Origin of the sequence: Sphingomonas sp. H160509 (assembly GCF_024124765.2) — a bacterium.
In the GTDB taxonomy this organism is placed as follows: Bacteria; Pseudomonadota; Alphaproteobacteria; order Sphingomonadales; family Sphingomonadaceae; genus Sphingomonas.
Genome location: NZ_JAMXSR020000003.1, coordinates 32,918 through 56,953, shown reverse-complemented (window position 1 = coordinate 56,953; position 24,036 = coordinate 32,918). Strand labels below are relative to the sequence as shown.

The following is a 24,036-nucleotide window of genomic DNA, read 5'->3' as shown; positions in this document are numbered from 1 at the left end:
CACTATATCGCCGTCCGTAGTGACCTCTTCAGCTGGCAGTGGCCGTGCCTTGGCCTATGGCAGCGGGCAGCGGGCAGCGGCATTTTCGATCGCCCTGATCGATGATCAGCCACGATTGGTTATATTGCTCGCGGTATCAGTGCTCGCGTTGGTGATGTTGATGATGGCATGGTTCGCGCTGGTAATCGCCCACCGGTTATGGTGCGATCGGCATCCCTACCGCTCGCAGCCGTCTAGGGCGAGAGTAGGCCAGCTGAACCCATGACCGACGACCTGCAGGACAGAACGCCGCAACCACCGGCAGCTGATGACGAACCTTCTTGTCGACGGTCCGGCGGGATCCTCGACGCCCTGAATATGGCAGGCGTCGAGGACGTTGAGATCGCGTTCGAGCGACTAGTCAGACACCCGCGGCCAGCGTCATTCGATTGATCGATTTTCGCTAACCCGAAGCCAGCAAACTGAAACCCCAATCGGCCGTCCTAGCAGCCGTATTTTAGGACCGTTTACACTTTAAACAGAACTGCAGCATGAGGATGTGCGATCCACGTCGCAGATCGCTCCATCGCACTGTACCGCGCTCTACAATGACGTGGCTATTCGGTCGGTGCCGGAAACTTCGTCGGCGGACCGAACGGCGCTGCTCATGTACGCCAACGGCATCGAGTTTTCGAACGACCGAGCCAGCTTCGACGGACCGTCCGATGCCATTCTTATCCCGCGATCATGTCGGGCAAACCATCTCGTGCGCTGCCGATCGGTGATGGTTTTAAGGCAGCCATAGCGTCAGATTGTTCGCTTGACCAAGCGGGTGTTGGCCAGTCGAATCGTACTCACGCCAGTGACAATAAATAGCTGGCAATTCCCTGCAATACTGCCGCCGCAGCCAGCTGGTTCTGGAGGTCGTCGTACCAACTGAAATTGCTCATCTGCTGGCCGGCTCTCACGCCGGCCGCAGCCCTACCGAAATCCTAAACGATATCGAGGTCACCCAAATAGACCACAGCCGACATCAGAATCTGCAAAGGGTGAGGCACACACCACGCTATGGATAGCAGGTTTGTGAAACATAAAAGATCAATATAAAACAACGGTGTATCAGCGTAGCGCCATGGCTACGGGGCCTCCTGAAGCTTGCATGGGACGTGCTACGGTGCCGCTACGCTACTACAATGGCTTTCCCGGGTCATTGCCGACGGTATCTGTCCGGGGTGTCGCACGCCCGGTATCGATTAGGTCGATACCTGCGTGCGAAGGTGCGATCCCGATGATGGTCGATGTCCACTTCGCCCCGCCCCTAGCGCAGCGACAACTTTGTTCAGACATTGCATTTTTGCCCGGAGGGCTGCGTCTGTTATAACCCTGGAGGCAGGGTAACCCACAGGCGCTTGCTGAACAGAAAGGCGAGCAGGGCGATACCGGACGCCGTTGCCGGACCATAACAGGCGAGGGGCGTCAGTGCCGGTGCGAACCACAGATCCACCGCAAGCCCAGCGATAGCCAGCAGGACGGTCGAGAGCGTCAGGCCGGCCACCACGTGCCGATTGCGCTGTCGCCTGGTCACGATACGGGATGTGGCTCTCAATCGTGCGTCCCATGCCTTGTTCTGTCGCTTCATCACGCCTTGCCTCTGGCTATCAAAAGAAGGGTCCGTCGCAGCCGCTTGCTGTTAGCGTCAAAGTCGGCCGGCTCGTCATCGAACAGGTCGCGGACGAACCCGGTAATCACCTTGTCTTCATACTCTATTCCGACTTGCACGCAGGCTGCGTTAACATCATCCACGATGCGGTCGAACCTAGCCCAGTCGGTCAGTCTGAACCGGGATCGCGGTACCAGATCCTCACCCCGGATAATCCATTCCGGATCGACGTCGTACAGGTCCCGCAGCTTGGGCAGGATTCCGATCGGAGGTTCGGCCGCGTTCTGCTCCCAGTTGATAAGCGCGCGCCGCGAACAGCCGAGCGCCTCGGCTAGGCGGTCAAGTGATAACCCGGCCTGCTGCCTAACAGCGCGGATGCGCTGTCCGATGGTAGAAGGTTCTTGCAACTTTTTGCTCTCTCTGTGCATAGTAATGCACTGTATGTGCCCGGACCAGATTATGCGGCCGCGGCGCGAGGTGCAATCCGGTGGCGGTATGTCCCCGGCGAGGGAACATATCGATGGGGCAAATAACCGCACGTATATCGGACGAACTGGAAACCGCGTTGAACCGCTGGGCAGCTGATGACGGACTGCAGCGTGCCGATCTTATCCGGAACATCCTGACCGAGGCAGCAGATGCGCGCCGCGAACGCAGGGCCATGTTCGACCGCCCCGCGCTTCCCACCCCGGCGGACCTACAGCACCTGACCGCGGAGGTTCGCAATCTGCTGGTCGAGCTCAACCGGGTGCTGCGCCAGAACGGCAAGCGTGACGCCGAGCTTGCTCAATCGGCGAAGGAGGATGCGATCGGGGTTAGCGAAGCCCGCACTGCCATCATCGTGCAGCTGACGGCTGAGATGCGCAGGCTCACCGACCTGCTTCTGGCCAGGATCGCGGACCTGCCCGCCGGGCAGGTCGCCGCGCTCACCGCGTCGCCGGTGATGACCGGGATCATAGCTGCGCTGAATCGCATCGAGGGAGTATCCTGGGCTCAAGGAGATCCGTACCCTGCAGGAGGCGCATACGATCGCGCTGCGCACGCTGAACGCGACCATCAAACAGTCTGTCGAAACCCCGAGAACTATCGTCCGGTTCCTGGTCTGGGACCGGGACTGGTCGCCACGCAAGGTCCTGGCCGGGCTGCTGCTGTTCTGGGCGGTCTGCGTGGCCAGCTATCACGGTGTGGCCCGAATGCTGCCGGTTTCCTGGCTGGCGGTCCGCTCCTCGGACCTGCAAACCGGTACCAGCAGCAAGGCAACCTGCGCCCTGCTTCGATATCGCTTCTCTACTAATGATTGCGATACCCGTTTCGATGGCGGTACGATGCGGGTTACGGTGGGGCAAAACATGCGCGCGGAGGCGCGGCGATGATCTCGATTGGTTCGGTCAGATCGCCGGGGGATGCCGCAAGCTACTACGCTCGCGACAACTATTACACTGCGGATCAGGCAGAAGGTGCCAGCGCTTGGGCAGGCGAGGGGGCAGCCGAGCTTGGTCTGTCGGGTCAGGTCGATGCAGAGCAGTTTGCAAAGGTGCTCGCCGGTGAACTGCCCAACGGCGTTATTCTCAACGCCAAGCGCGGCGAGCATCGGGCGGGTTGGGACGTCACTATGTCCGTGCCCAAGTCGGTGTCCATCCTGGCGCTGGTGGGGGGCGACCAGCGTCTGGTGGTCGCGGTGCGACAGGCAGCCGCAGCGACGCTCGCCTGGGCGGAAGCCAACATCGCAGAAGGAAGAGTCTGGAACAGCAAGGGACAGATGCCCGAGACGACTGGCCGCTTCGTCGCCGCCACCTTTCTCCACGACGTAAACCGGGTCGGTGAGCCGCAGCTCCACGTCCACAACGTCATCGCCAACGTGACCCGCACTGCAGACGGCAAATGGCGGGCGCTGCACGCGGACCAGCTGTACGAGCGACAGCACGTCATGGACGCGGTGTTCCTGTCCATGTTGCGCGGAAGGGTCGAGACGCTCGGCTTCGTCACCATCCCACGGCACGATGGCCGCAACGGCGCCTTTGAGATCGCCGGCGTATCACGCGAGGTGGTGGAAGCATTCTCCGTCCGCTCGGCCCAGATCGATGCATACATCAAGGAACGCGGGCTGGAGAACACGCCCCGGACGCGCCAATATGCGGCGCTGGCGACCCGCGATCCCAAATCACCCGATCTCGCGCCGGAGCAGCGCGCGGAAGGATGGCAGAGGCTGGCTGCGGAGAAGGGGGCTGGATCCGGCAGCGTTGGTGAAGGACGCACTGGCGGAGGCAGGGCGGGGGCATAATGTGTGGACGCGCGCGGTGCGCGGCGTGCGCGGGGTCGGGGAGCGAGGACTTGCCATCGCCGGCCGCATGGGGCTGACCCCGCGCGACGGCGATCCGCTGGTAACCGAGCGGTTGGGCCGGCTTGAGCCGCGGGCCTATGCCGCAGCGCAGGCGGTCGCGTCTGCGGTGCGTGATTTGGGCGAGCGCGAGGCGGCGTTCGAACAGCTGGAGCTTGTCCGCGAAAGTTTGTCGCGGGGTGGGCCGGTAATGGTCGGCGATGTCGAGGCCCGGCTAGCGCTGCTGCAGGAGAAAGGCCTGTTGCTGGGCAATCGCGTTCGCATGGTGACGACCCAGGGTGCGGTGCGGCTCGAACAGGCCTACCTTGCCACCGTCGAGGCAGGGAAGGAGCAGTCCGCGCCGATCGTCCCGCTTACCGATGCTGCTGTCCGCGCGCAGGAGGCGGCACGCGAGTTGGGGCTGCATCGGCTCAATCCGGGTCAAGAAACCGCGGCTGTGCTGATGCTTTCGTCCTCTGACCGGGTAGTGAACGTGCAGGGCGGGTCTGGCCGCGGCAAGTCCACCGCGATGGCACCGGTGACGGCGGTAGCAAAGGCGGAGGGCCGGGCGGTGATCGGGCTCGCCATCGCCAGCGTGAAGGCAAGCGAGTTCGGCCGCGACACAGGGGCGGAGGTGAGCACGGTCGCCCGCTTCTTGGCGCGCCATGCGCGCGTGATCGATGGCACGGCCCGACCGGAACAGCTCGCTCGTGTGAAAGCGGAGCTGACAGGCGCGATCATCATGGTCGAGGAAGCCGGACAGCTTGGCACGCGCGACATGGAGCGGATCGTGCGGCTCGCCAACATCGTCGATGCCGCGCGCGTCGTGCAGACCGGCGACACCCGTCAGCTGACCGCGATCGCAGCCGGCAAGCCGTTCGAGGCGAGCCAGCGCGCTGGTGTCGCCACGGCCCACATCACCGAGAACCTGCGCTCTAGGTCCGACCAGATGAAGGCGGTCACGGCCGCGCTCGACCGTCGTGACACCGCCGACGCGTTCGAGGTACTTCGGCCCGGCACGACCGAAGTACCAAGCAGCGAGGTAGCAGCCGTCGCCGCAGCGCGCTGGGCGGTACTGCCGAGGCAAGAGCGCGACGCTACGCTGTTGCTGACTGCGGGCCGCGCCATGCGGAGTGAGGCGAACCAGGCGGTGCAGGCCGAGCTGAAGGCGAGCGGCGAGATAGCCCCCACAGGCATGCCGTTCACCGTACTCGATCGGGTAAACGCCACCAGGGAAGGTGCGCGGTTGATGCGCGCCTACCGGCCCGGCCACGTGGTTGAGGTCCGCACCAACCTGCCGAGCCAAGGTCTGGTCCGCGGCGAGCGTGGGGTCGTTACCGGCGTGGAGGGCGACCAGATCCGGCTCACCATGGCTGACGGTGCCGAAAAGCTGTTCCGGCCCGCCCGGCTTGCGAAGAACCTCGACCGCGATGCAGTGTCAATCTTTGCGTCGAAGGAGGTCGAGCTGCACGCCGGCGACCGCATCCGCTGGAGCGACAACGAACGGACCCGCGGGCTCGACAACGGCGCGATGGCGCGGGTGGAGGAGGTAAGCCGGGGCAGGTTAGTGGTGTCCTCGCTCATCGACGGCACCGTGCACGAGATCGCGTCCGGCGATTGCATGGCTGAACGGCTGGATCTTGCCTACGCGATCAACGTTCATGTCGCGCAGGGGGTCACCACCGAACACGGTATTGTGGCGATGCGCTCGTCGGAGCGGAAGCTGCTGACCGAGCGGTCGTTTCTGGTCGCGCTCACTCGCGTAGCGGACAAGGTGGCTCTGGTGCTCGACGACGGGCGGAAGGTCGAGCGGCACGTCACCCGCAACACAGGCGACAAGACCTCGGCGCTCGATGTGGCCAAACCCGATGTGGTCAAACCGGTGCCGGAGAAACATCTTTCGCTTGACGCGCCGTCGGGCGGAAAGGAGCGGTCACGCGACTTCGGTCTGGATATGTAGGTGTAATTCGCCTTTCGCCGAACCGGGCCGTTCCGGCATTCCTTGCGCATGCACAGCCGGAGTTACCCACGCCGGCGCTCTGGACGTTCGTCATGACGGGAGATCGTTTGCCTCGTTTCTCACCCGAAGCGATCATGAGATGTTCCCGGCAGCCGTGTCCATCCCCTTCAGGTCGGCGAAAGCGATGTCCGCCGGGCAAGGTGCGGATGACACTTGATTGGAATTAAACCGGCTCAGGAGAGTAAAGGTCTACCTTTCTGCCAGCCTCGCAGATTGGGCATAACGGCCGCAGCATGTTGGCCTAGCAAGGCAACGTTGCCGATCAGGAAGGGCTGGGCATGTTTGAGTGCTTCGATTTAGGTGTCATCCCCCCCATGTCGGCATCTAGGGTCAGGAACGATAGAGGGACAACCGCTCGTCCCAAACTTTCCCAATGCGGGAATTTTATTGTTTCCCGTAACGGGAAATGCTAATCAATGAGTATGAGGATCATCGCCAGGAACAAGCTGATCGCGTTCTGGTCGAAGCACCCCACAACGGAAGCCTCTTTGAGGCACTGGCATGAGGTTGCCGGGGCGGCTGGTTGGCAAAGCTCCCTGGACGTCGTTGCCGATTTCTCGAAAGCAAAATCGCTTAACGGCGAACGGGTCCGGTTCGAGGTGGCTGGTGGTGATTATCGTATGGTGGTGGCGTTCGACTGGAAACGGTCGATTGCTTTCATCAAGTTCGTTGGGACGCATGCCGAGTACGATAAGATCGATGCCTTGACGGTGAGCCTGTTTTGACGATGCCTATTGGAGCTGGTGCGATGCACATTCGTCCTATCCGGACCGACGAAGACCATGAAACGGCGCTGCGAGAGATCGAGGCGCTGTGGGGAGCAGAGGAAGGCACCGATGCCGGCGATCGGCTCGACGTGCTCGCCACGTTGGTCGAAACCTATGAAAGCCGTCGCTGGCCTATCGAGCCACTTGATCCGGTGCGCGCGATTGAGGCGGCAATGGAGATGAACGGCTATACTCGTGCCGAACTGGCTACCCTGATTGGGCAGTCACGAGCGACCGAGATATTGAGCCGTCATCGTGCCCTCACACTCCCCATGATCCGTAAAATCGCCGGAGCATGGCATGTGCCGGAGAAGGTGCTGGTTCAAGACTATGCGCTAGCCAAGGCCTAAACCGGGACGGTTGGAGAAGACCCTATCTCGCCAAGGACTGGGAAGCCTCCATCGCATCGTCCGAAGCCTGGATGCTCGTCTCGTCCATAAGACGAATGACCCGCCGTATTGCTAAACTCGAATTATGAGTCGGGCTCTAAGTGATTTGCCCTTCGGACTGCCCGTTTGACCAAGAGGTGACGATGGCCGCCCGAACCGCGGCGACGTCGCGTGCAATTCCATTGGCGAAAGGCGCTACCAGGCTGCCTCGGCCACGTTCGATCCAGGGAACGAAATCCCGAGGAGGTCTACGACTGGCGCGCGGATCAACCTGAGCTGAGAGACGTGCCGGTCACAAATGAGTCCGCTTCCGTAACGCAATCGTCGGGCTTGTCGCGCGAGGATTCATTAAAGCGGCGACGGAGATCGCAGCATGACCGAGAACCTATGTGCCTTGGTGAGGGGGCAATCGAGGAAGCGATCTTACGCATGTTAGAAATGCTGATCAGCCGACCGCCGACTTCACGAAGACGGTCTGGGCGGAATCATCGTCATCGCTTAAGTCTCAGCATTTCTCGAGTTTTCAAACTTCGTGAACAACCACAAGGATAGCCCGACAATAAGTGATCCGCCCCAGATGGCCGCGATGAGATATAGAGCTGCTTTAAACATAATTGATGTCCTCTCCCTAGCGGGGGTAGGATAGCCAAAATCGCCATCACCTGAATGCGATAGCCATCGAGCGTTAATCAATTGAGGTAGGTCCATCGTGTAGGCTTGATTGTAAGAATCGAAGACGAGCCATTCTGAAAACTGATGCATGCCGGAACTGCCAGCGCCATCCATCGTCTCGATCTGGTGCTCAGCGGGGGGTTTTCGCCGGCATTGGTGCTGCCATGGCCGATTATTGGGGCAGCGTGGCCCGCGACGAGATAGGGCTCGCCGCATGATTATCGACATCCTCTGATCCAAGCGGGTGGGCGGACGGTATCAGCCGCTTTTGCCAAGCCCGGCGACTCCGCCCCCCTTGTTCTAATCGTTGAAGCTCACGCTCGACAGCCTCTCTCAACACATCGGCTTTTTTCTTGGTGCCGCGAACCGCATCCAGACGTCCGCTTGTTCCCTCCCTCACAAGGAACGCCAATTGTTCTTTGAATTCTTTCGACCGGGTCACGCGGGTCGATCTGGCCACTCCGGCACCGTTAGTCGAACTATGACCGGAAGCGTTGGATTCACCTCGACCAGATGGTCAGGGAGGAAAACGGAGTCGTAGAGGCGTTGTGGGCGGCCCCGAAGGACAGTCTGACCGCGTTACATGGTGAAGGATTAGCGGAGGTCTACGCTACTGATGCGGAGACCAACGCTAGGCATAATTATAATCTCGGCCAGCGTCGCTCACATCAAATAACAACGCGGAAAACATAGCCAAAAGACCGCCAATCGCAAGGTAAAATATCACCGCCAGTTTAGTATACTTACATATAGAAAGTTGAACTAATATTACATATAGTTGCCAAATTGCGCAGTGTGGTGCTTTTGGGCTATCGTGCTTCTCTGGTAACCAGATCAGTTATTATAAAACGTGTCGCCTTGTAGCTATTTTTGTCGTTATACCTATATTAAACTATAATCTAAACTTAGGAAATATCGAACATTTCAGCAAAAAACGTTCTGACCGATCGGGTGCTGTATTGTCGTTTCATTTCATGGCGAACCTCCTATTGCCCTGCGGCTGTGCCGTACCGTGGCGTCGAGCAAGCTACGGAAGCAGGTAGGGAAATCATGGCCTGATTCTGAAGGTTCGCCGATTGTGAGGATTACGCATCGAACTCCGGCCCTTCATCAGGATAGAGCGATTAGACCGAGTTTGGCGGATGTCGCGAAACCGACTGTTGTTGCCCCCAAAGGCCTGACAGGGCCTCGCAGGTTTGCGCGATGAACTCGCGGGGTGATCGATAGCGCAAAGCGCGGTGCGGATGCACCTCGTTATAGTGGGCGAACCAGCCAGGCAGTTGGTCGATGACGCTCTGCGCATTTGGCCTGGGGTTCACGCGGACATAATCGCGCTTGAGGGTGCGAACGAACGCCTCAGCCATGCCATTCGATTGAGGACTGCTGACCGGGGTCGTGCGCGGTATCAGCCCAATGCCCCGGGCGAACGTACGTGTGTTGCGAGCGGTGTAGCAGCTGCCGTTATCGGTGAGCCACTCGATCGGTTCGGGCACGCGGTTCACCTGGCCGTAGCGATGCTCGACCGTGGCGACCATCAGGTCCTGGACGTCCTCGGCGGTGATGCCGCCCGTCGTCGCCACATGTCCCATGGCTTCACGGTCGCAGCAGTCGAGCGCGAATGCGACACGCACCTTCTCGCCATTGTCGCAGGTGATCTCCAACCCGTCGGAACACCAGCGGGTGTTGCGGAGGTCGACGGCGACCCGGCCGTCGTGACGCCGTTCCTCGCGGTGTTCGCCGCCTCGCTGTAGGAGTAGCCCGTGCACCTTCATGACGCGGTAGACGCGTTTCCGGATTGGGCGCTTCGCGCCCGGTCTTCTCGGCCTCCCGGCGCAGCAGAGCATGAACGCGGCGATAGCCATAGGTTGGCAGATCGGCGACGAGCGCGCGGATGTCGTGGACCAGCTCAGCATCCGGCAGTGGTGGTCGTCCGCGTCGCCGGGGCGCTGGGCGATGGCGCATTGCGGACAGGTGTGGGCGAGCAATGCCGACCGCCTCGGCGACCGCGCTCACCGTCCATCCCGTGGCAACGAGGTCGAGCGCAACAGCAGTTTTTTTGGGCCTGCGGCCCGGGACACGGCCTCGCGGAGCAGCTCGTTCTCCATGGCCTTCTTGCCGAGCAGCCGGTGTAGTTCGCGCACCTGCGCCTCGAGCGCACGGTACTCGGACGCCGGCACCACTTCCTCGCCAGCTGCCGCGGCGGTCAGCGCACCCTGCGCCATCAGGCGCCGCCAGGTGAAGATCTGATTGCCGCCAATGCCGTGCCGGCGGGCGACGAGCGACACGCTCATCCCCGGTAGATACGTCTCCTCGACGATCCGGACCTTTTCCTCCGGTGTCCACCGCCTCCGGCGCTGAACACCGGAGAGAACCTCGCCATCGTTGTAACGCCTGGTCGTACCGTCAGTCATATGCCTCACTCTTATCTAAGAGCGAGGCCCTGTCAGGTCATTTAGGGGGCCACCTCACCGACTGACTTAGCCCCTAGGTCCGCACTAAACAGCGGCATGCGCCGTCTTTCCATAGCCGTTCTTTTGTTCGCAATCATCGGTTCGCTAGAAGCTTGCGATCGGAATCCAAAGGCGCCGGCATCCAAAAACGCTGCAGCCGTAGACCCTGTGGCGGTCGACCTGGATCGTTTGGAGGCGGGAATCCGGATGGCGGCAGCAAATAAGCGTATCGACGATCTCGAGCGCAAAGTCGGGGCCTTGGAGGCGACGCCTGAAACAATCAACCTCGACCTCCTGACACAGAGGGTGACGGCACTTGAGGTGAAGTCAGCCGGTGCTGAGGCGGTGGCGTCTCAGGCTGCGCCGGTTGCGAAGGCTGATCAGGCCGTTAGTGGTACGCCAAGACCGGGGAGCGAACCAAGCCGGTCACCAGCCGGAAAAGTTAAGTTGACCCTGCCCGAGTTGGAAAATCACCTGCGCCTTGCAACCCCTGCGGAAACGAAGGCATTCTTCGGACAGAAGTAAAACTTTGTTCGTAGTTCCAGACCCTCCCCATCAGGATAGAATGCGCGGGATCGCCCTGCCTTGACTAGAGAAACCTAGTTGCGCCCTGCGGTGCCGCGCGAGTTCCGCAACCGCTCGGCGTTGGCGGCGTTTGCCGCATCGATTGCCGTCCATTCCTCCCTGGAGTGGCATGTCCGCGTAGGGAACATAGAGCCCGTCGTGTCTTCGCTACGGCAGATCGTCTTGGGCGGTTTCACTTTGATCGGCGCTACGGCAGCACTCGTCTTATTTGAAGGTTCGTTTGTTTGAGCAAAGGCGGCGCTGAAAGAGATAAATAACGCGGCAAACATCAATGCTTTCATCGTAACTAACCTCTCATTGCTGCGTCAATGATACTGTCCTTACGGTGCCACACAAGCGGTGAAATCACGCGCCGAAATTGGGGCTTTCCGCGTATCTGATCGATCATGATGTCGACCTGGACGCGCAGTCGCTCCTGTTCGGCGCGTTCAAGACTTATCAGCGATCAGTCCTCGCGATAGAAGGCCTGACGAACCTCGACTTTGGGTCGTTGCGGGAGTTCGACGGATTCTCGAACGAGGAGAAGGCGACCGGCGACGCTGTCCGGGTGCTGATTACCGAGGCCGAAAATATTAGGTTGTAACGGCCGCAAATAGCGCTGTCCTACAAAGAACATATATGGAACATCGACGGTCGGATCAACAAGGAGAGTCGGACAATGACCGACATGATCGACGGCCCCATGCTTGTAGGTATCGCAGCGCTCATCACCAGCGTCGTCAACATCATCACCGCTGTCCGCGCGCGTGATCGGCGAGCAGACCGTTCGCGTGTGCGGACGATCCCGCGGCGTAGAGAGAGAAGAGAGAATCGCAGTTTAGGCGCATGATGCCCGAAAGCCCGAAGGAGACCGTTATGCGCTGCCGCGTCATTTCCCTTCTGCCTGTCCTAACAGGCCTGCCTCTTCTGGTGGGATGTGCGACAAACGCAATTCAGCTCAAAACCGCTGGGACGGTCCAGGCCCGAGGCCGGGAGGCAGTCCTCGCCACGACGGCCTATTTCGACGCGATAGAGCTGCGCCGTCGGGAGGCTGCTGCAGCGCTGGTCGCGAGTGATCCAAGCTGCCTGCCGGCCACCCCGCTCCGCATCCAGGTGCCTACGGCACCGACCGCACCGCCGGCACCTCTATGCCTTGCGAACGAGGCACCCGCCCCTGGCTATACGGCGTTCGAAATCGACATCGGGAGCAGTCCACGAGCGGTACTGGAACCACGTGTCGCACTGCTGGCCGCAATTGGTGGATACGCTGACGCGCTAGCGGCCATTCTCGACGCCCCCAAGACCGACGTATCGGCCGAAATCTCGGCGTTCGCCGATCAGGCCGACCGGCTGGCCCGGTTCACGAACTTTGTCGTCGGCACTGACCTGCCAAACGTCAACGCCGCTGTCGCCAGCGAACAAGGGCAGAGCGTCGTTGCGCTAATCACGTTTGCCAACGACCTCGCGCGTGAAGCGCGGCAAACCCGCAACGTGCGCGCATTGGTTGGCGAACGCGGCGCCGTCGTCGATCGCGCACTGGCATCGCTGTCTGTTCAGGTCACGGCCTGGGGCAGGGGGCGGCGCGCAACGCCGACGATCTCTACGGCAACGCGCTGTTCCGAACCTACCTTCGCAATCGCACCAGTCTGACGGCCGAACAGCGCGAGCAGCTTGCCGGCCGTGTTTTTGCCGCCCGCGAGGCCGCGAAGCAGGGACCCGTACGGGCGGCCGAGGTGGCAGACGCGATTGATCTCACGGCAAAAGCCCAGGCCGGGCTGCGGGATGCCTTGGCAGGTCGCTTATCGCCGCAGCAGCGCCGCGCAGCGGCTCGACTGAACATCGATCGTATCACGCGCGCGCTCGGACTCATCGCGTCGATCGCCAACCCTTCCTGAGGAGGATCCAATGACCACCTTTACCCAGGCTGTGGAGGCTGCAGACGCGCTCATCGATCAGCTTCAGGCATTGACCGAGAACCCCCGCTATCTCCCGCGCTTCTTCGATACGATATTCGGTCTACGCACGGCGCTCGGTAACGAACGCGATCGGTTCGCTTCGATGCAAAGCTCCGAGGCCCTGGACCGACCGGCATTCGCCACGATCCTGGATCGCTGCGAACAGGCGACGATGATCGGCGTCGCGCTTACACCCAGCGATGCGGAGGTGTCGCGGTACGCGGCAGCCGTACAGCGGGCGATCGCGGCATTTGCCAATGACGGCGTGGCGTCCTCGCGGTCAGCCCTGCGCGGCACGCTGCGGCTTCGACGATCATCAACGCCGTTGGTAAGACCTGGGCGCCGGCCTGACCCAACGCCCGAGCCATATTACACCAGCCTAGTGAAGCTATTCCCGGTTGAGGCAGTAACGCTTTACCCCCCTCGCCATTGGGATTGCTGGCACCGACATCGTCATCCGCTTGATCCTGATCGCCATCATCACGCTGTTCGTCATCGCGCTGCGCTGGTTCGGAACCCAGGAGGAAAGTGGGGGAGATGCCGATGTGCTGGCGATCGGCGTATCGGTCATTTCGTTCGAACTCTACGCCGCCTCGCTAGGCGGCTTTGGTTACCTCCCGGGCGGCCCGGCGCAGACCAGCCAGTTTCTCGCTTTCATCACCATCATGTGGGTCGCGCTCGTACCCTTCGCGCTTCGCCACTCCCGCCGCTAATCGATAAGGAGACACGATCATGTGCATGTCCACCCATCGGCATTCGCTTCACTGCATCCTGCCGCCCTACATCCTCTCCAAGATTGCCGAGAACGGCTCACCTGCTCTGCGCGCCATGGCAATGCACAGCCTGATGATCGACCCGACCATCCGGATCGTCCGGGCTAGCACGGCGGGGCCCGTCACCGGAGATCTCGCCCGACGGCGGTCGGCTGCGGGCAACCTCCTTGTGCCCAGTCCACTTCGAACGATCCGAGACGCTGGCGGCGAACCTGAAGCGCCTGGTTCTGTGGTCGTGCGGCATGAAGGGGGAGGGGCCGACCGGCGATATCGCGGTCGACGAGGCGTATGACGGTCTCGGTGCAACATTTGCGCTGTTCTGGGAGGCCTATCAGCGCAACTCGATCGACGATGCCGGGCTGCCGCTCGACGCCACGGTCCATTACGATCAGGACTACGACAACGCCTTCTGGGACGGCACGCAGATGGTGTTTGGCGATGGCGATGGCGAGCTTTTCAACCGCTTCACGATCGCGCTCGATGTCATTGGTCACGAGCTCACCCACGGCGTCACCGAGAAGGAGGCAGGGCTCGCCTACTTCAACCAGTCGGGCGCGCTTAACGAAAGCATCTCTGACGTGTTCGGCAGCTTGGTGAAGCAGAAGCTTCTCGGCCAGACCGCCGACCAGGCGGACTGGCTCATTGGTGCCGGACTGCTGACTTCGGCGGTCAAAGGCGTCGCGCTGCGGTCGATGAAGGAGCCCGGAACGGCCTATGACGATCCAGTCCTCGGCAAGGACCCACAGCCGGGCCACATGGACGATTTTGTCCGCACCAATCAGGACAATGGTGGGGTTCACATCAACTCCGGTATCCCGAACCGGGCCTTCTACCTGGCCGCGACGACGATCGGTGGAAACGCATGGGACCGCGCCGGTCGGATATGGTACAATGCGCTGCTGGACCCCAATACGCGGGCCAACACGGACTTCGCCGGCTTTGCCCGCGTCACCATCGACGTCGCGGGACGTTTGCACGGTACGGACAGTGCCGAGACGACAGCCGTCGCCGAAGCATGGACAACGGTTGGAGTGATCTGATGCAGATGGGCAAGGCTTGCGACGAGACCGTGACGGGCGAAGCCCGGGTACGGATCGAGGGAGGCCTCGCCCATTTTCCGGGGCTTGCGAAGGAACAGACCGTTTCGTTCGGCGACCTTGCAACGCCCGAGCGTCAGGAACTCACCAGCCTTGCCGATCAGGCTGACTTCTTCGGTTGCGAGCCTTCCACCGATATCGCGAAGCCCGATGCGCGCACGTATACGGTTGGCCTGACGATCGATGGACGAAGCCGGGAGATGCGGCTCGCCGAGCCGATCCGTGACCCCGCCATGGCGAAGCTTGTCTCTGTTGTCCGCCGCCTGAGCAAGCAGCACGCACCCACACGGTGACGGTCTAACCAAACCCTGAGGCTTACTGATCCTTTTCGGCGCGTTTGCGATCGGCCTTGCGCGCCAAGCTAACAGCCGCTTTTACTTGCGGTGCCGTATAAATGATCCCGTGGTGGACGGTTGTCGGCGATTGACGGTAGGCGATTGTCTAACAAGACGCCTTATCCCTAATCCCCGCTGGCTTAGCGATAGTCGCGGTACCCCTTGGATCGATGTTTAAGCACGGGTAATTTACTGGGGGCAGGGTAATCCACTATCAACGCCGCAACAGGCGGTCACGTGCCAGTCGCGGATCCTCGTACAGATCGCGTATGGCGCGAAGACGAAAGACGTTCCACCAGCGCTGCCAGCGATGTTCGACGGCGTCGTTGATCATGTGGCAGCGCTGACAGAGCGCCTGTAGATTGGTTGGTAGACTGTTGGTTGGGTCATGGTCGAGATGTGCGCAGGCTAGCACCACATAGGTTGTGCGAACTGAAGAGAGGTTGACGTTACTTTTCATCGATATTCGTTTGCCCTGATCCGATCGCCAGCATGATGTGGTGGCATCCCACCAGCGACCATCCCCTAAATGTGCAATCCGCTTCAGATGCGGTCGCGCGCACCGCTCACATCGCGCGCCAGCCCGCTTGAAGCGGATCGTGCCCGACAACTGTTCCCAGTCGATTGGGTATAGCCAACGGTTTTCATGTCGGATCGGCATGAAGATTCTATGATTCATTGGTTTTGAAAACGAAAGTAAATTCGTCCTGCTCTGTTCATGTCTTGTTGCACGCCCGTTCCGTCCGCTTGATTGTAGACCGGCGTCGAACGGGCTTGTATTCGACATTTTCGGCATTCGGTTTCCCCCGCCACCCATCCTCTATCGAAGGCTTGAATACGCCGAACAAAGTATGACGAGATAACCCACCGTGTTTGTCGATCCGGGGAAGATCAAATCAGAACCGCAACCTTGCACCTGTCGAGATGCTCTCCCGGTGATCGTCGCGGCCGGTCTGCGCCTCGACCGTTGAGAACAGTTCGACGCCAGTCGGCAGGCAATACGCGACTCCAGCCGACGCAGTACCGGCCAACTGAGCGCGTGGTGCACCCAGAGCGGTTAGCGTCAGCGGCGCGCCAACATAGCCAGCGATTGCATCTGCTCGCTTGCCATTGATCCGGGTCCGGGCGCCAAACCCAATATACGGTCGGAACACGGCATCGGACGTTTCGCTGCGTGCGAACGTTACGCCAGCATCGGTAAAGCCCGTTACATGACGATTACGGGCGACGGTCAGCGCGAACGGTCCGCCTGCCTCGCTCACCCGGTCGCGCGTGGTGCGGACGTAGGTGACGCCGACCTTGGGCGTCAGCGTCCAGTCGTTCGCCATTGCCAGCGCATAGCCGACCGACACGTCGCTCGCCCAGTTGTGCAGACCATAGCGCTCGGTCGCGCTGCTTGCCCCCGGCAGCGCGCGCGTTGTGCGCGCGTCGCTGCCATCATAAAGGGATCGATGCGCCAATTCGGATGTTGCTTGCGGCATAGCGGCCATGCACGCCGGCGACGACGCCGTCGATGCTAGTTGCTGCCCCAAGCGAGGCGATCCGCTGGCGGCTGTCGAGATAGCCAGCGAACGCACCGACCGACCAGTCGCGGTTGCCGATGCCGATCCCGCCGAGGAAGCCGTAGCCGCTGGTACGCGCCTTGGCGGTGCCTTCGTCGCGATCGGCGCCGAGCGTGTGCCACTGCGCGATCCCTTGCGCGAAGGTAAACACGCCGACGTCCTCGCGGTCAGAGGTCGCAAAGCCCGGCCCGCGTGCGACGTCGGTCAGGCTAAGCGTCTGGTCGACGCCCATCTGCGTCGCCGACGCATAGGCCTCAGGAGTCAGCTGCGCGAACGCCAACGGGTTCGACGCACCGCTGGCGGTCAGCAGCGACGGCAGTGCAGCGAACAGTGTGCTAGTCGCTGGCTGCACCTGGATCGCGGCATTGGTGTAAGCGACGCTGCGCGTGATCTGCGGGCTGAATGCCGGATCGCCAAGGAACTGGCTGAGCAGCTGAATGCGGTCGGCACGCTGCACGACGAAGCCGAACAGCGACGCGGTCTTATCGATCGTCGTATAGCTGCCGCTGATCCCGCCACTCGCGACGATCAGGTCGTACGAGGTCCCCGGCCGGATCGCACCGTCCGCGACGATGCGCAGCGTGGCGCCCGACGCGATCGAAAGCCCGCCGTCGATCACCAGCTTGTCGGCGATGGTCGGCGTAATCTCAAACAGCGACACCGATCCGCTCGCGAGCGAAACGTTGCCGGTTACCGTCATCGTGCCCGGCGATGCACCGGGGCTGAGCGTGCCGGCAACCGCGATGTTGCCGATCACCGAACCGGCCGACCCGAAGGTCGCACCCGAGCGCACCGCGATCTGCGCCGCACGGATCGTTGATCCAGCCAAGCCGACAAGTCGACCGCCCGACATGTCGACATTGCTTAGCGACGCATTGCCGGCGATCGTCGCATAGCCTGCGGTCATGCCGAACGCCTCGACGTTCGCGATGGAGCTGAATGCGACGGGTGCCGCGGCGCTGCCGCCCGATACCAGTATCGTGTCGGTGCCGTTTCCGCCGTCGACCGACCCCGCGAAAGCGCCCGCGATCGTAAAGCGGTTGTCGCCCGCCCCGAACTCGACCGGCGCCATCAGCGACGCACCAGAACCGACCGTCAGGTTGGCCGCAGCATTCACGTGCTCATAGCTCTGAGCGCCCGTCAACGTTAGCGTCCCGTTGCCCTCGCTGTTCAGGATCTCGAAGTCGCGCAGCATGTCGGTGCCGAGCGTGCGGTCGCCCGCCAGCTCGAGCGTTGCGGTGTCGGTCCCGGCCCCACCCGAGACGGTGCCGAGGAGCGTGCCGCCTGCCGCCAGGCGGAAGCCGTCATTGCCCGCCCCGAGATCGATCGCGCCGACGAGCGTACCCCCCGTAGCCACGGTGACGCTCTGCGCGGCATCGTCAAAGGTCAGCGCAGTGCCGGTGGTGCCGAGCGTTCCCGCCACGGTCAGCGCGCCGCCTGCAAGCGCGACGCGCTCGAAGCCCGTCGCGGTGCCCGCCAGCGTCACCGGTGCGTTCGCGGTGAAGCGCAACAGGTCGGTTCCTGCCCCACCCATGTAAAGCCCATTCGCGCGCATCGTACCGAGCGCCAGTTCGTCGTTGCCGGCATCGAGCGAGATCGTCGCGATATCGCCGTCGACCGCCAGCGTCTCGGCTGCGTCCGACCCGGTCACTGCGCCGACCGTAAAGCCAGCAAGCGCCAGATTGAGGCCGGTGCCCACGAGTGCGATCGACTGGAAGCCCTGGTCGAGCGTCAGCTCCAACGTGCCGTTGCCCTCGATACTCAGTCGCTCGAAATTGCTGCGCTGGCCGATGCTGCTCCGGTTGCTGGCGAGCATGACGGTATACAGGTCGTCGCCCACGCCGCCATCGACGCCACCCATGACAGAACTCCCGGCGCCCTCGACGAAAGCGGTCGTTGCCCGCACCCAGCAGGACGGCGCCGCGGATCGAACCGGTGTTGACGACGCGGTCGTCGCCCGCGCCCATATCGACGCTGCCGGTGATCGTGCCCGCGTTGGTCACGGTTTCGGCGCCCGCCACGCCGGTGATCGTTACCGCGCCGACGCTGCTCAGCACCTGCCCGGCCGCGACCGTCACGTTGCCGCCAGAAACTCCAATCGTGTCGAAGCGGAAGGTCCCCGAATAGGCGACATTGCCGCTGCCGACCTGCGTGAAGCGCTCGAAATTGACGAACTGGTCGCCATTCACTGCACCGCCTACGGTTGCATCGACGATCAGGCCGTCAGTGCCTTCGCCCGCATCAACGGTGCCGACCAGCACTGCATCGGCGTGCTGGAGAAAGCTGTCGTCGCCCGCGCCCAGCATGACATTACCTTCGATCCGGCCGCGGTTCTCGATTGCATCGTTGCCGCGACCGAGATCGACCGAACCGAAGATCGAACCGAAAAGATCGAACCGGTGTTGACGATGCGATCGTTCCCGCTGCCGATCGTCTGGATCGCGCCGGCCAGCATCGTGCCGCCAATATCGTTGGCCAGGAGGTCATCGGTCGCCAGCACGGTGCCGGTGCCGCCCCGGATCGTACCACTATTGGTAAGGTCGAGCCCGGTGCCCGAGACCAGCAGCGCGACCGCGGCCGTGCCGGTCGCCTCGATCGTGCCGCTGTTGACGATCGTCCCAGTCACGGCGTTGCCGGCATAGACCGACAGGCCCACGGCGGGATCGGTGTAGGTGATGTTCGTGCCGTACCAATATGGATAGGTACGGATGGTGCCGTCGCCGGTTGCTGCGATCGTGCCTATATTGGTGATCGCGTAGGTCGAGGCCGTCGGGCTGGCATTGTCCTGCATGGACAGCACGACCGCAGCACCGGACGTGCTGCCAGCGGTGATAGTGCCGCTGTTGGTTAGCGTGACCACGCTTGCGCCGCTCGGAGCATAATAGGGATAAGAGGATCGGTCGTTGACGTATATCGCCAGTGTCGGCCCATCGGTTGCGGTGATCATGCCGCTGTTGGCAATCACGAGCTTGGCGGGCGCAGCCTGCTCGATGAACGATGCCGAAACCGCTAGCCCGCCGATAATCGTGCCGCTGTTGGTGGCGGTGAGACCGTCTAGGCCATACCCGTCCAAGCTTGCGGCGAAAGAGCCGCTCGACGAGGCGATCGTACCGCTGTTGTCGAACGACAGCGTCCCCGACGAAATGCCCTGATACACCGCGTTGAACTGGAGCGATTCTGCACCGATCATGCCGTTGTTGGTGAAGGCGTACAGCGTGCCGTTCACGCCGCCCGAGATCGTACCCCCGGTTGACGAAGGCGGCTAGCCCGTTGGTCTGGGCCAGTCCGGCCGTCCCAAACGGAAGATAGGTCTTTGCGGCGCCGTCGACCGTCGCTTCGTTGACGATCGTGCCGTCACCTCTGAGATAGAGATCGTTCGTGACCCGATCCGCTGCGGTTAACGTCACGCGGGTGTCGGTGCCGAGCGCCTCGATATAACTGGCTTCGAAATTGACCGATACCTGCTGGCCCAGCGCAATGCTGTCGCTGGCCTTGCGCGACCAGCCGAAGATATCGAACCCATCACCGCCGTCGATCGTCCCGCTTACCCCCTGTCGCGGTGCCGGTTTGCAGGAACAGGTCGGAGTACGTCCCGAACGTCACGTTGCCGGCAACGGTGCCGCCATCGGCGACATAGACCGCGCTGCCATATGCATAGGGTAGCGTCCCCACATTGCCGACGATCGTGCCACGATTGATGATCGTTCCGCCGCTCGTCAGGTCGACCGCGGTCATCCCCTGAATCGTGCCGGACGCTTCGTTAGTTAATACGCTGCCATAGCCCAGCGTGACGGCGCTCGCCTTGCGGCTCTCAATCACGCCGCTGTTGATGATCTGCATGGCGCTGTAATAATAGCTGCCCTGCACGGCGGTGCCGTCCACCCGGATCGTGCCGCTGTTCGTCAGCGTGGTGAAGCCCGTCACGCCCGTTGCGTTCGCGTCGGCTGCGCTGGAGCCGGCCACATCGGTGATTGTACCGGCATTGACGACGGTGCGGGCGCCGCTGATCGCGGTGCCGCCTCCGCTCAGGGTGATCGCAAACTTGCTGATGCAGTCGATGCCGGCGAAGAGGTAGAGCCCTTTGACGAGCTCAGGAGAGCCTTGCCTTCGGCTGTCTGAATCTCGGCGATATCCATGTGAAGAAGCCGATCTGGTAGCGCTTTAAGCGCTGGCGCTTAAGCTTATCGCCCTCGATGTCCGGCAGACGGGAGATGCCGTGCCGCTGCAGGCAGCGGTGCAGCGCTGACGGTGTCAGATGCAGGATCGAGGGCTGCAACGCATAGAGGCAATCGTCGAGCGGCAGGAGTGTGTGGCGCCGGAATGCGGCGACCGCTGTCTCCTCGGCTTCGGTCAAGGTCGTGGAATGAGGGGCCTTCGGCCCGGTCTTCAAATCCTTAACCGTCGCTCGCTTACGCCACTTCGCCACCGTCTCCGGGTTGATTCCGAGCTCCTGGCTGAGCGTCGATAGCGAAGCTGCGATCGCTGTATTGCTGCTCTGACGGCGTGCGTGGTCGTGGCGCTCCCGTGACGTACCTGTCCCATATGGCTTCCTTCCATTCTAACGAAAGGATCGCACCATCAAACCGTGGGATCAAACACCTAGACAGATGTAAGGTCGAAAAATAATTATTAAAAATAGACAGTTCGATTTATAGATAATTAGTTTCCATTTACTGCATTCAATATAGCGCGTCCGTAATTAGTCTTTTTTAAATCGCTCTCCGGCATCTCGAGCCTCATCTTTCGTGATAAAGCCTTGGTAATATGCAATTTCTTCCAAGCAGGCGACCTGAATTCCTTGGCGATGCTGGATGGTGCGAACGAACTCAGACGCCTCGAGCAGGCTGTCGTGGGTACCGGTGTCGAGCCACGCATAGCCGCGGCCCATCTGTTCGACGAACAGGTCGCCGGCGTCCATGTAGAGGCGATTAAGATCGGTGATCTCGAGTTCGCCCCGCGTCGACGGCTTCAGGTCGCGGGCGAGCTGGACGACGCGGTTGTCGTAGAAATACAGACCGGTGACGGCGTGGTTTGACTTGGGTTTCTCGGGCTTTTCTTCGAGGCTGATGGCCTTGCCGCCTTCGCCGAACTCGACCACGCCGTAGCGCTCGGGATCCTCGACGCGGTAGCTGAACACCGTCGCGCCGCTCTTGCGCGCGACCGCGCTCGCCAGCAAGTCGGTCAGATGGGCGCCGAAGAAGATGTTGTCGCCGAGCACCAGCGCGACATTGTCGTCACCGATGAAGTCCGCGCCGATCGTGAACGCCTGCGCCAAACCCTCAGGGCGCGGTTGTTCAGCGTAAGAGATCGCCAGGCCGAATGCCGAACCGTCCTCGAACAGGCGACGGTAATTGTCGATATATTCGGGGCTGGAGATGATCAGGATGTCGCGGATGCCGGCGAGCATCAGCACCGACAGCGGATAATAGATCATCGGCTTGTCGTAGACCGGCAGCAGTTGCTTGTTCACAGCGAGCGTAGCCGGATGGAGCCGCGTGCCCGAGCCGCCTGCGAGAATGATGCCCTTCATTGGGAGATGTCCTTCTTGGAGGCCCCGAGCAGTTCGTCGAGGATGTTGCCGAGCGCGGTCTGCCACGCTGGCGGATGGATGCCGTAGTCGCGCGTGATCGCGTCATGGCTTAGGAGCGAATTGGCTGGGCGCGTCGCCGGTGTCGGATATTCGGCGGCGGTGATGCCCTGCACTTCGGCGCTGGCGCCGCCACGTGCAGCGCTCTGCGCGAAGATCTCGCGGGCAAAGCCTGCCCAGGTGACCGCGCCTGCGTTGCTGAAATGATAGGTGCCGGTGGGGGGCGGCGGGATCCTCGACGAGACGCATCGTGATCGTCGCGAGCGCGGCGGCGAGATCAGCTGCCGAGGTCGGGCTGCCATGCTGGTCGTCGACCACGCGCAAGCTCGGGTTGGTCGCGCCGACGCGCAGCATCGTCTTGATGAAGTTGTTGCCGTGCGCGCTGACCACCCAGGCGGTCCGGACGATCGCGTGGCGTGCGCCCGAGGTGCGGACGGCGAGCTCGCCCCCGAGCTTGGATGCGCCATAGACGCCGAGCGGTGCAACCGGATCGTTTACGTCCCAGGCGCCATCGCGCGCGCCGTCGAAGACGTAGTCTGTCGAGACCTGGACGATCGGGATACTGGCCTTCGCGCAAGCCTCCGCAAACGCCGCGGGGGCCATTGCGTTCACCGCCCAGGCGGTGACGATGTCGCTCTCGGCCTTGTCGACCGCGGTATAGGCGCCGGCCGAGATCACCGCGGCCCAGGACTTGGACGCGACCATTGCCGCGATCGCTGCAGTGTCGCGCAGATCGAGCTCGTCGATGTCGATCGCGGTGACCGCCCAGCCTTCTGGCCAGGCATAGCGCTTCAGCTCTGTGCCGAGCTGGCCGTTCCCGCCGGTGACGAGAATCTGTTTTACGTCGCTCATACCGAAAGCCCGCGGCGCTGATCGGCCTTGTGCTCGGCGACGATGGCCTGCCACCAGTCCTGGTTGTCGAGATACCAGGCGACGGTCTTCTCGATGCCGGTCTCGAACGTCTCGGCGGGCTCCCAGCCGAGCTCGTCCTTGATCCGGCTTGCGTCGATCGCATAGCGTTTGTCGTGGCCGGGCCGGTCGGCGACATAGGTGATCTGCGTCGCGTAGGATTGGCCATCGGCGCGCGGGCGCAACCGATCGAGGATCGTGCATACGGTCTTCACGACCTCGAGGTTCTGCTTCTCGTTGTTCCCGCCGACATTATAGGTCCGGCCGGGCTCGCCCTTTTCGAACACCGCATGCAGCGCGCGGACGTGATCCTCGACGAACAGCCAGTCGCGGACTTGATCACCCCTTGCCGTAGACTGGCAGGTCGGCGCCAGCGAGCGCCCTGACGATCATCAGCGGGATCAGCTTTTCCGGGAAGTGATACGGCCCGTAATTGTTCGAGCAGTTGGTGATCAGCACCGGCAGCCCGAACGTATGCCCCCACGCGCTGACGAGATGGTCCGAGCCCGCCTTCGACGCCGAATAGGGCGAGCGCGGATCGTACGGCGTGTCTTCGGTGAACAGCCCGGTATCGCCGAGCGAGCCATAGACTTCGTCGGTCGAAATATGATGGAAGCGGAACGCCGCCTTCGCGTCGTCGTCGAGCCCGAGCCAATAGGCGCGCGCTTCGCTCAGCATCGTGAAGGTGCCGACGACGTTGGTCTGCACGAACGCACCCGGGCCATCGATCGAGCGATCGACATGGCTCTCAGCCGCGAGATGCGTGACGATCTCGGGCTTGAACTCGGCGATCGCGGCCTTGACGACCTCCGCGTCGCAGATATCGCCCTGAACGAAGCGGTAGCGGTTCGAGCTCGCGACGCGTTCGACCGTCGACAGCGTGCCGGCATAGGTCAGCTTGTCGAAGTTGAGGACCTCATGCTGGGTGTTCTCGATCAGGTAACGGACCAGCGCCGAACCGATGAAACCGGCTCCGCCGGTAACGAAAATACGCATGGGT

General features: G+C 62.0%; 24 protein-coding genes and 5 pseudogenes. 16 read left to right on the top strand and 13 right to left on the bottom strand.

Translation table 11 applies throughout. The features are described from left to right. Positions 1-1,354 precede the first annotated feature (1,354 nt). Positions 1,355-1,618 (bottom strand): hypothetical protein, encoded by a 264-nt coding sequence (locus NHF48_RS22405; protein ID WP_263817074.1) that lies wholly within the window; start codon positions 1,616-1,618, stop codon positions 1,355-1,357. Then, the gene (locus tag NHF48_RS22400) at positions 1,618-2,067 is read right to left on the bottom strand and encodes a helix-turn-helix domain-containing protein (RefSeq protein ID WP_253072661.1); all 450 of its coding nucleotides are present in this window, start codon (positions 2,065-2,067) and stop codon (positions 1,618-1,620) included. The genes NHF48_RS22405 and NHF48_RS22400 overlap by 1 nt, the downstream gene beginning before the upstream one ends. A 137-nt stretch (positions 2,068-2,204) precedes the next feature. On the opposite strand from NHF48_RS22400, the gene NHF48_RS22395 reads away from it, so the two are divergent. The 6 genes and pseudogenes from NHF48_RS22395 to NHF48_RS22370 all read left to right on the top strand — a co-directional run. Continuing rightward, positions 2,205-2,933 carry a hypothetical protein gene (locus tag NHF48_RS22395; protein WP_253072660.1) on the top strand — a complete coding sequence of 243 codons (729 nt, stop codon included), beginning with the start codon at positions 2,205-2,207 and terminating at the stop codon, positions 2,931-2,933. Positions 2,934-3,008: 75 nt separating this feature from the next. After that, the gene (mobF, locus tag NHF48_RS22390) at positions 3,009-3,920 is read left to right on the top strand and encodes a MobF family relaxase (RefSeq protein WP_253072659.1); all 912 of its coding nucleotides are present in this window, start codon (positions 3,009-3,011) and stop codon (positions 3,918-3,920) included. Position 3,921: 1 nt separating this feature from the next. Then, the gene (locus NHF48_RS22385; RefSeq protein ID WP_263817073.1) at positions 3,922-5,916 is read left to right on the top strand and encodes an AAA family ATPase; all 1,995 of its coding nucleotides are present in this window, start codon (positions 3,922-3,924) and stop codon (positions 5,914-5,916) included. Positions 5,917-6,398: 482 nt separating this feature from the next. After that, positions 6,399-6,701, top strand: coding sequence for a type II toxin-antitoxin system HigB family toxin (locus NHF48_RS22380; protein ID WP_253072658.1), 303 nt, complete (start codon positions 6,399-6,401; stop codon positions 6,699-6,701). Between the two features lie 23 nt (positions 6,702-6,724). Further along, positions 6,725-7,093: a helix-turn-helix domain-containing protein gene (locus tag NHF48_RS22375; protein WP_253072657.1), complete on the top strand. Its 369-nt coding sequence runs from the start codon at positions 6,725-6,727 to the stop codon at positions 7,091-7,093. Positions 7,094-7,119: 26 nt separating this feature from the next. After that, positions 7,120-7,221 (top strand): annotated as a pseudogene (locus tag NHF48_RS22370) (IS5/IS1182 family transposase); the annotation flags it as partial. 1,707 nt (positions 7,222-8,928) lie between these two features. Here NHF48_RS22370 and NHF48_RS22365 read toward each other — a convergent pair. Beyond that, a pseudogene (locus tag NHF48_RS22365) lies at positions 8,929-10,215 on the bottom strand (IS3 family transposase). Positions 10,216-10,311: 96 nt separating this feature from the next. Between NHF48_RS22365 and NHF48_RS22360 the strand changes: the two are divergent. Continuing rightward, positions 10,312-10,779: a hypothetical protein gene (locus NHF48_RS22360; protein ID WP_253072656.1), complete on the top strand. Its 468-nt coding sequence runs from the start codon at positions 10,312-10,314 to the stop codon at positions 10,777-10,779. A gap of 74 nt (positions 10,780-10,853) precedes the next feature. On the opposite strand, the gene NHF48_RS22355 is transcribed toward NHF48_RS22360, so the two are convergent. After that, positions 10,854-11,120 carry a hypothetical protein gene (locus NHF48_RS22355; protein WP_253072655.1) on the bottom strand — a complete coding sequence of 89 codons (267 nt, stop codon included), beginning with the start codon at positions 11,118-11,120 and terminating at the stop codon, positions 10,854-10,856. A gap of 77 nt (positions 11,121-11,197) precedes the next feature. Here NHF48_RS22355 and NHF48_RS22350 point away from each other — a divergent pair, with 77 nt between their 5' ends. From NHF48_RS22350 to NHF48_RS22315, 8 genes are all read left to right on the top strand, one after another. Then, complete coding sequence (locus NHF48_RS22350) at positions 11,198-11,422, top strand: hypothetical protein (RefSeq protein ID WP_253072654.1); 225 nt, start codon at positions 11,198-11,200, stop codon at positions 11,420-11,422. A gap of 75 nt (positions 11,423-11,497) precedes the next feature. Continuing rightward, the gene (locus NHF48_RS22345) at positions 11,498-11,668 is read left to right on the top strand and encodes a hypothetical protein (RefSeq protein WP_253072653.1); all 171 of its coding nucleotides are present in this window, start codon (positions 11,498-11,500) and stop codon (positions 11,666-11,668) included. A gap of 80 nt (positions 11,669-11,748) precedes the next feature. Continuing rightward, on the top strand, positions 11,749-12,468 hold the full coding sequence (locus NHF48_RS22340) for a hypothetical protein (RefSeq protein WP_253072652.1): 720 nt from the start codon (positions 11,749-11,751) through the stop codon (positions 12,466-12,468). An 83-nt stretch (positions 12,469-12,551) separates the two neighbouring features. Continuing rightward, the gene (locus tag NHF48_RS22335) at positions 12,552-12,713 is read left to right on the top strand and encodes a hypothetical protein (RefSeq protein ID WP_253072651.1); all 162 of its coding nucleotides are present in this window, start codon (positions 12,552-12,554) and stop codon (positions 12,711-12,713) included. A 521-nt stretch (positions 12,714-13,234) separates the two neighbouring features. Beyond that, positions 13,235-13,486 (top strand): hypothetical protein, encoded by a 252-nt coding sequence (locus NHF48_RS22330; RefSeq protein ID WP_253072650.1) that lies wholly within the window; start codon positions 13,235-13,237, stop codon positions 13,484-13,486. A 19-nt stretch (positions 13,487-13,505) separates the two neighbouring features. Then, entirely contained in the window at positions 13,506-13,838 is a 333-nt protein-coding gene (locus NHF48_RS22325; protein ID WP_263817071.1) for a hypothetical protein, read from the top strand. Continuing rightward, positions 13,789-14,586, top strand: a complete 798-nt coding sequence (locus NHF48_RS22320; RefSeq protein ID WP_263817070.1) for a M4 family metallopeptidase — start codon at positions 13,789-13,791, stop codon at positions 14,584-14,586. Before NHF48_RS22325 ends, NHF48_RS22320 begins: the two co-directional genes overlap by 50 nt. Then, positions 14,586-14,936: a protealysin inhibitor emfourin gene (locus tag NHF48_RS22315; RefSeq protein WP_253072649.1), complete on the top strand. Its 351-nt coding sequence runs from the start codon at positions 14,586-14,588 to the stop codon at positions 14,934-14,936. Before NHF48_RS22320 ends, NHF48_RS22315 begins: the two co-directional genes overlap by 1 nt. A gap of 938 nt (positions 14,937-15,874) precedes the next feature. On the opposite strand, the gene NHF48_RS22310 is transcribed toward NHF48_RS22315, so the two are convergent. Next, on the bottom strand, positions 15,875-16,438 hold the full coding sequence (locus NHF48_RS22310) for an autotransporter outer membrane beta-barrel domain-containing protein (RefSeq protein WP_253072648.1): 564 nt from the start codon (positions 16,436-16,438) through the stop codon (positions 15,875-15,877). Next, positions 16,416-18,401 carry a hypothetical protein gene (locus NHF48_RS22305; RefSeq protein WP_253072647.1) on the bottom strand — a complete coding sequence of 662 codons (1,986 nt, stop codon included), beginning with the start codon at positions 18,399-18,401 and terminating at the stop codon, positions 16,416-16,418. The genes NHF48_RS22310 and NHF48_RS22305 overlap by 23 nt, the downstream gene beginning before the upstream one ends. Before the next feature lie 74 nt (positions 18,402-18,475). Here NHF48_RS22305 and NHF48_RS22300 point away from each other — a divergent pair, with 74 nt between their 5' ends. Next, positions 18,476-18,667 carry a hypothetical protein gene (locus tag NHF48_RS22300; protein WP_263817069.1) on the top strand — a complete coding sequence of 64 codons (192 nt, stop codon included), beginning with the start codon at positions 18,476-18,478 and terminating at the stop codon, positions 18,665-18,667. Positions 18,668-18,755: 88 nt separating this feature from the next. Here the strand turns inward: NHF48_RS22300 and NHF48_RS22295 are convergent, their stop codons facing one another. The 7 genes and pseudogenes from NHF48_RS22295 to rfbB form a co-directional block, all read right to left on the bottom strand. Continuing rightward, positions 18,756-19,766, bottom strand: coding sequence for a hypothetical protein (locus NHF48_RS22295; RefSeq protein WP_253072645.1), 1,011 nt, complete (start codon positions 19,764-19,766; stop codon positions 18,756-18,758). Positions 19,767-20,062: 296 nt separating this feature from the next. Continuing rightward, positions 20,063-20,503, bottom strand: coding sequence for a hypothetical protein (locus NHF48_RS22290; RefSeq protein ID WP_253072644.1), 441 nt, complete (start codon positions 20,501-20,503; stop codon positions 20,063-20,065). Positions 20,504-20,607: 104 nt separating this feature from the next. Next, a pseudogene (locus NHF48_RS22285) lies at positions 20,608-21,082 on the bottom strand (IS481 family transposase); the annotation flags it as partial. Between the two features lie 157 nt (positions 21,083-21,239). Further along, complete coding sequence (gene rfbA, locus NHF48_RS22280; RefSeq protein WP_446741228.1) at positions 21,240-22,070, bottom strand: glucose-1-phosphate thymidylyltransferase RfbA; 831 nt, start codon at positions 22,068-22,070, stop codon at positions 21,240-21,242. Further along, positions 22,067-22,429 carry an NAD(P)-dependent oxidoreductase gene (locus tag NHF48_RS22275; RefSeq protein WP_263817068.1) on the bottom strand — a complete coding sequence of 121 codons (363 nt, stop codon included), beginning with the start codon at positions 22,427-22,429 and terminating at the stop codon, positions 22,067-22,069. Before NHF48_RS22275 ends, rfbA begins: the two co-directional genes overlap by 4 nt. Further along, positions 22,416-22,979 (bottom strand): annotated as a pseudogene (locus NHF48_RS22270) (SDR family oxidoreductase); the annotation flags it as partial. The gene NHF48_RS22275 and the pseudogene NHF48_RS22270, both read right to left, overlap by 14 nt. Further along, positions 22,976-24,032 (bottom strand): annotated as a pseudogene (gene rfbB, locus NHF48_RS22265) (dTDP-glucose 4,6-dehydratase). The pseudogenes rfbB and NHF48_RS22270, both read right to left, overlap by 4 nt. Positions 24,033-24,036 lie beyond the last annotated feature (4 nt).

Bases quoted from the DNA above. Each gene is read 5' to 3' on its own strand.
- mobF (WP_253072659.1), top strand. From the start codon at position 3,009: ATGATCTCGATTGGTTCGGTCAGATCGCCGGGGGATGCCGCAAGCTAC.
- NHF48_RS22400 (WP_253072661.1), bottom strand. From the start codon at position 2,067: ATGCACAGAGAGAGCAAAAAGTTGCAAGAACCTTCTACCATCGGACAG.
- NHF48_RS22360 (WP_253072656.1), top strand. From the start codon at position 10,312: ATGCGCCGTCTTTCCATAGCCGTTCTTTTGTTCGCAATCATCGGTTCG.
- NHF48_RS22405 (WP_263817074.1), bottom strand. From the start codon at position 1,618: ATGAAGCGACAGAACAAGGCATGGGACGCACGATTGAGAGCCACATCC.
- NHF48_RS22380 (WP_253072658.1), top strand. From the start codon at position 6,399: ATGAGGATCATCGCCAGGAACAAGCTGATCGCGTTCTGGTCGAAGCAC.
- NHF48_RS22315 (WP_253072649.1), top strand. From the start codon at position 14,586: ATGCAGATGGGCAAGGCTTGCGACGAGACCGTGACGGGCGAAGCCCGG.
- NHF48_RS22275 (WP_263817068.1), bottom strand. From the start codon at position 22,429: ATGGCAGCCCGACCTCGGCAGCTGATCTCGCCGCCGCGCTCGCGACGA.
- NHF48_RS22305 (WP_253072647.1), bottom strand. From the start codon at position 18,401: ATGGGTGGCGTCGATGGCGGCGTGGGCGACGACCTGTATACCGTCATG.
- NHF48_RS22375 (WP_253072657.1), top strand. From the start codon at position 6,725: ATGCACATTCGTCCTATCCGGACCGACGAAGACCATGAAACGGCGCTG.
- NHF48_RS22320 (WP_263817070.1), top strand. From the start codon at position 13,789: ATGAAGGGGGAGGGGCCGACCGGCGATATCGCGGTCGACGAGGCGTAT.
- NHF48_RS22355 (WP_253072655.1), bottom strand. From the start codon at position 11,120: ATGAAAGCATTGATGTTTGCCGCGTTATTTATCTCTTTCAGCGCCGCC.
- NHF48_RS22325 (WP_263817071.1), top strand. From the start codon at position 13,506: ATGTGCATGTCCACCCATCGGCATTCGCTTCACTGCATCCTGCCGCCC.
- NHF48_RS22345 (WP_253072653.1), top strand. From the start codon at position 11,498: ATGACCGACATGATCGACGGCCCCATGCTTGTAGGTATCGCAGCGCTC.
- rfbA (WP_446741228.1), bottom strand. From the start codon at position 22,070: ATGAAGGGCATCATTCTCGCAGGCGGCTCGGGCACGCGGCTCCATCCG.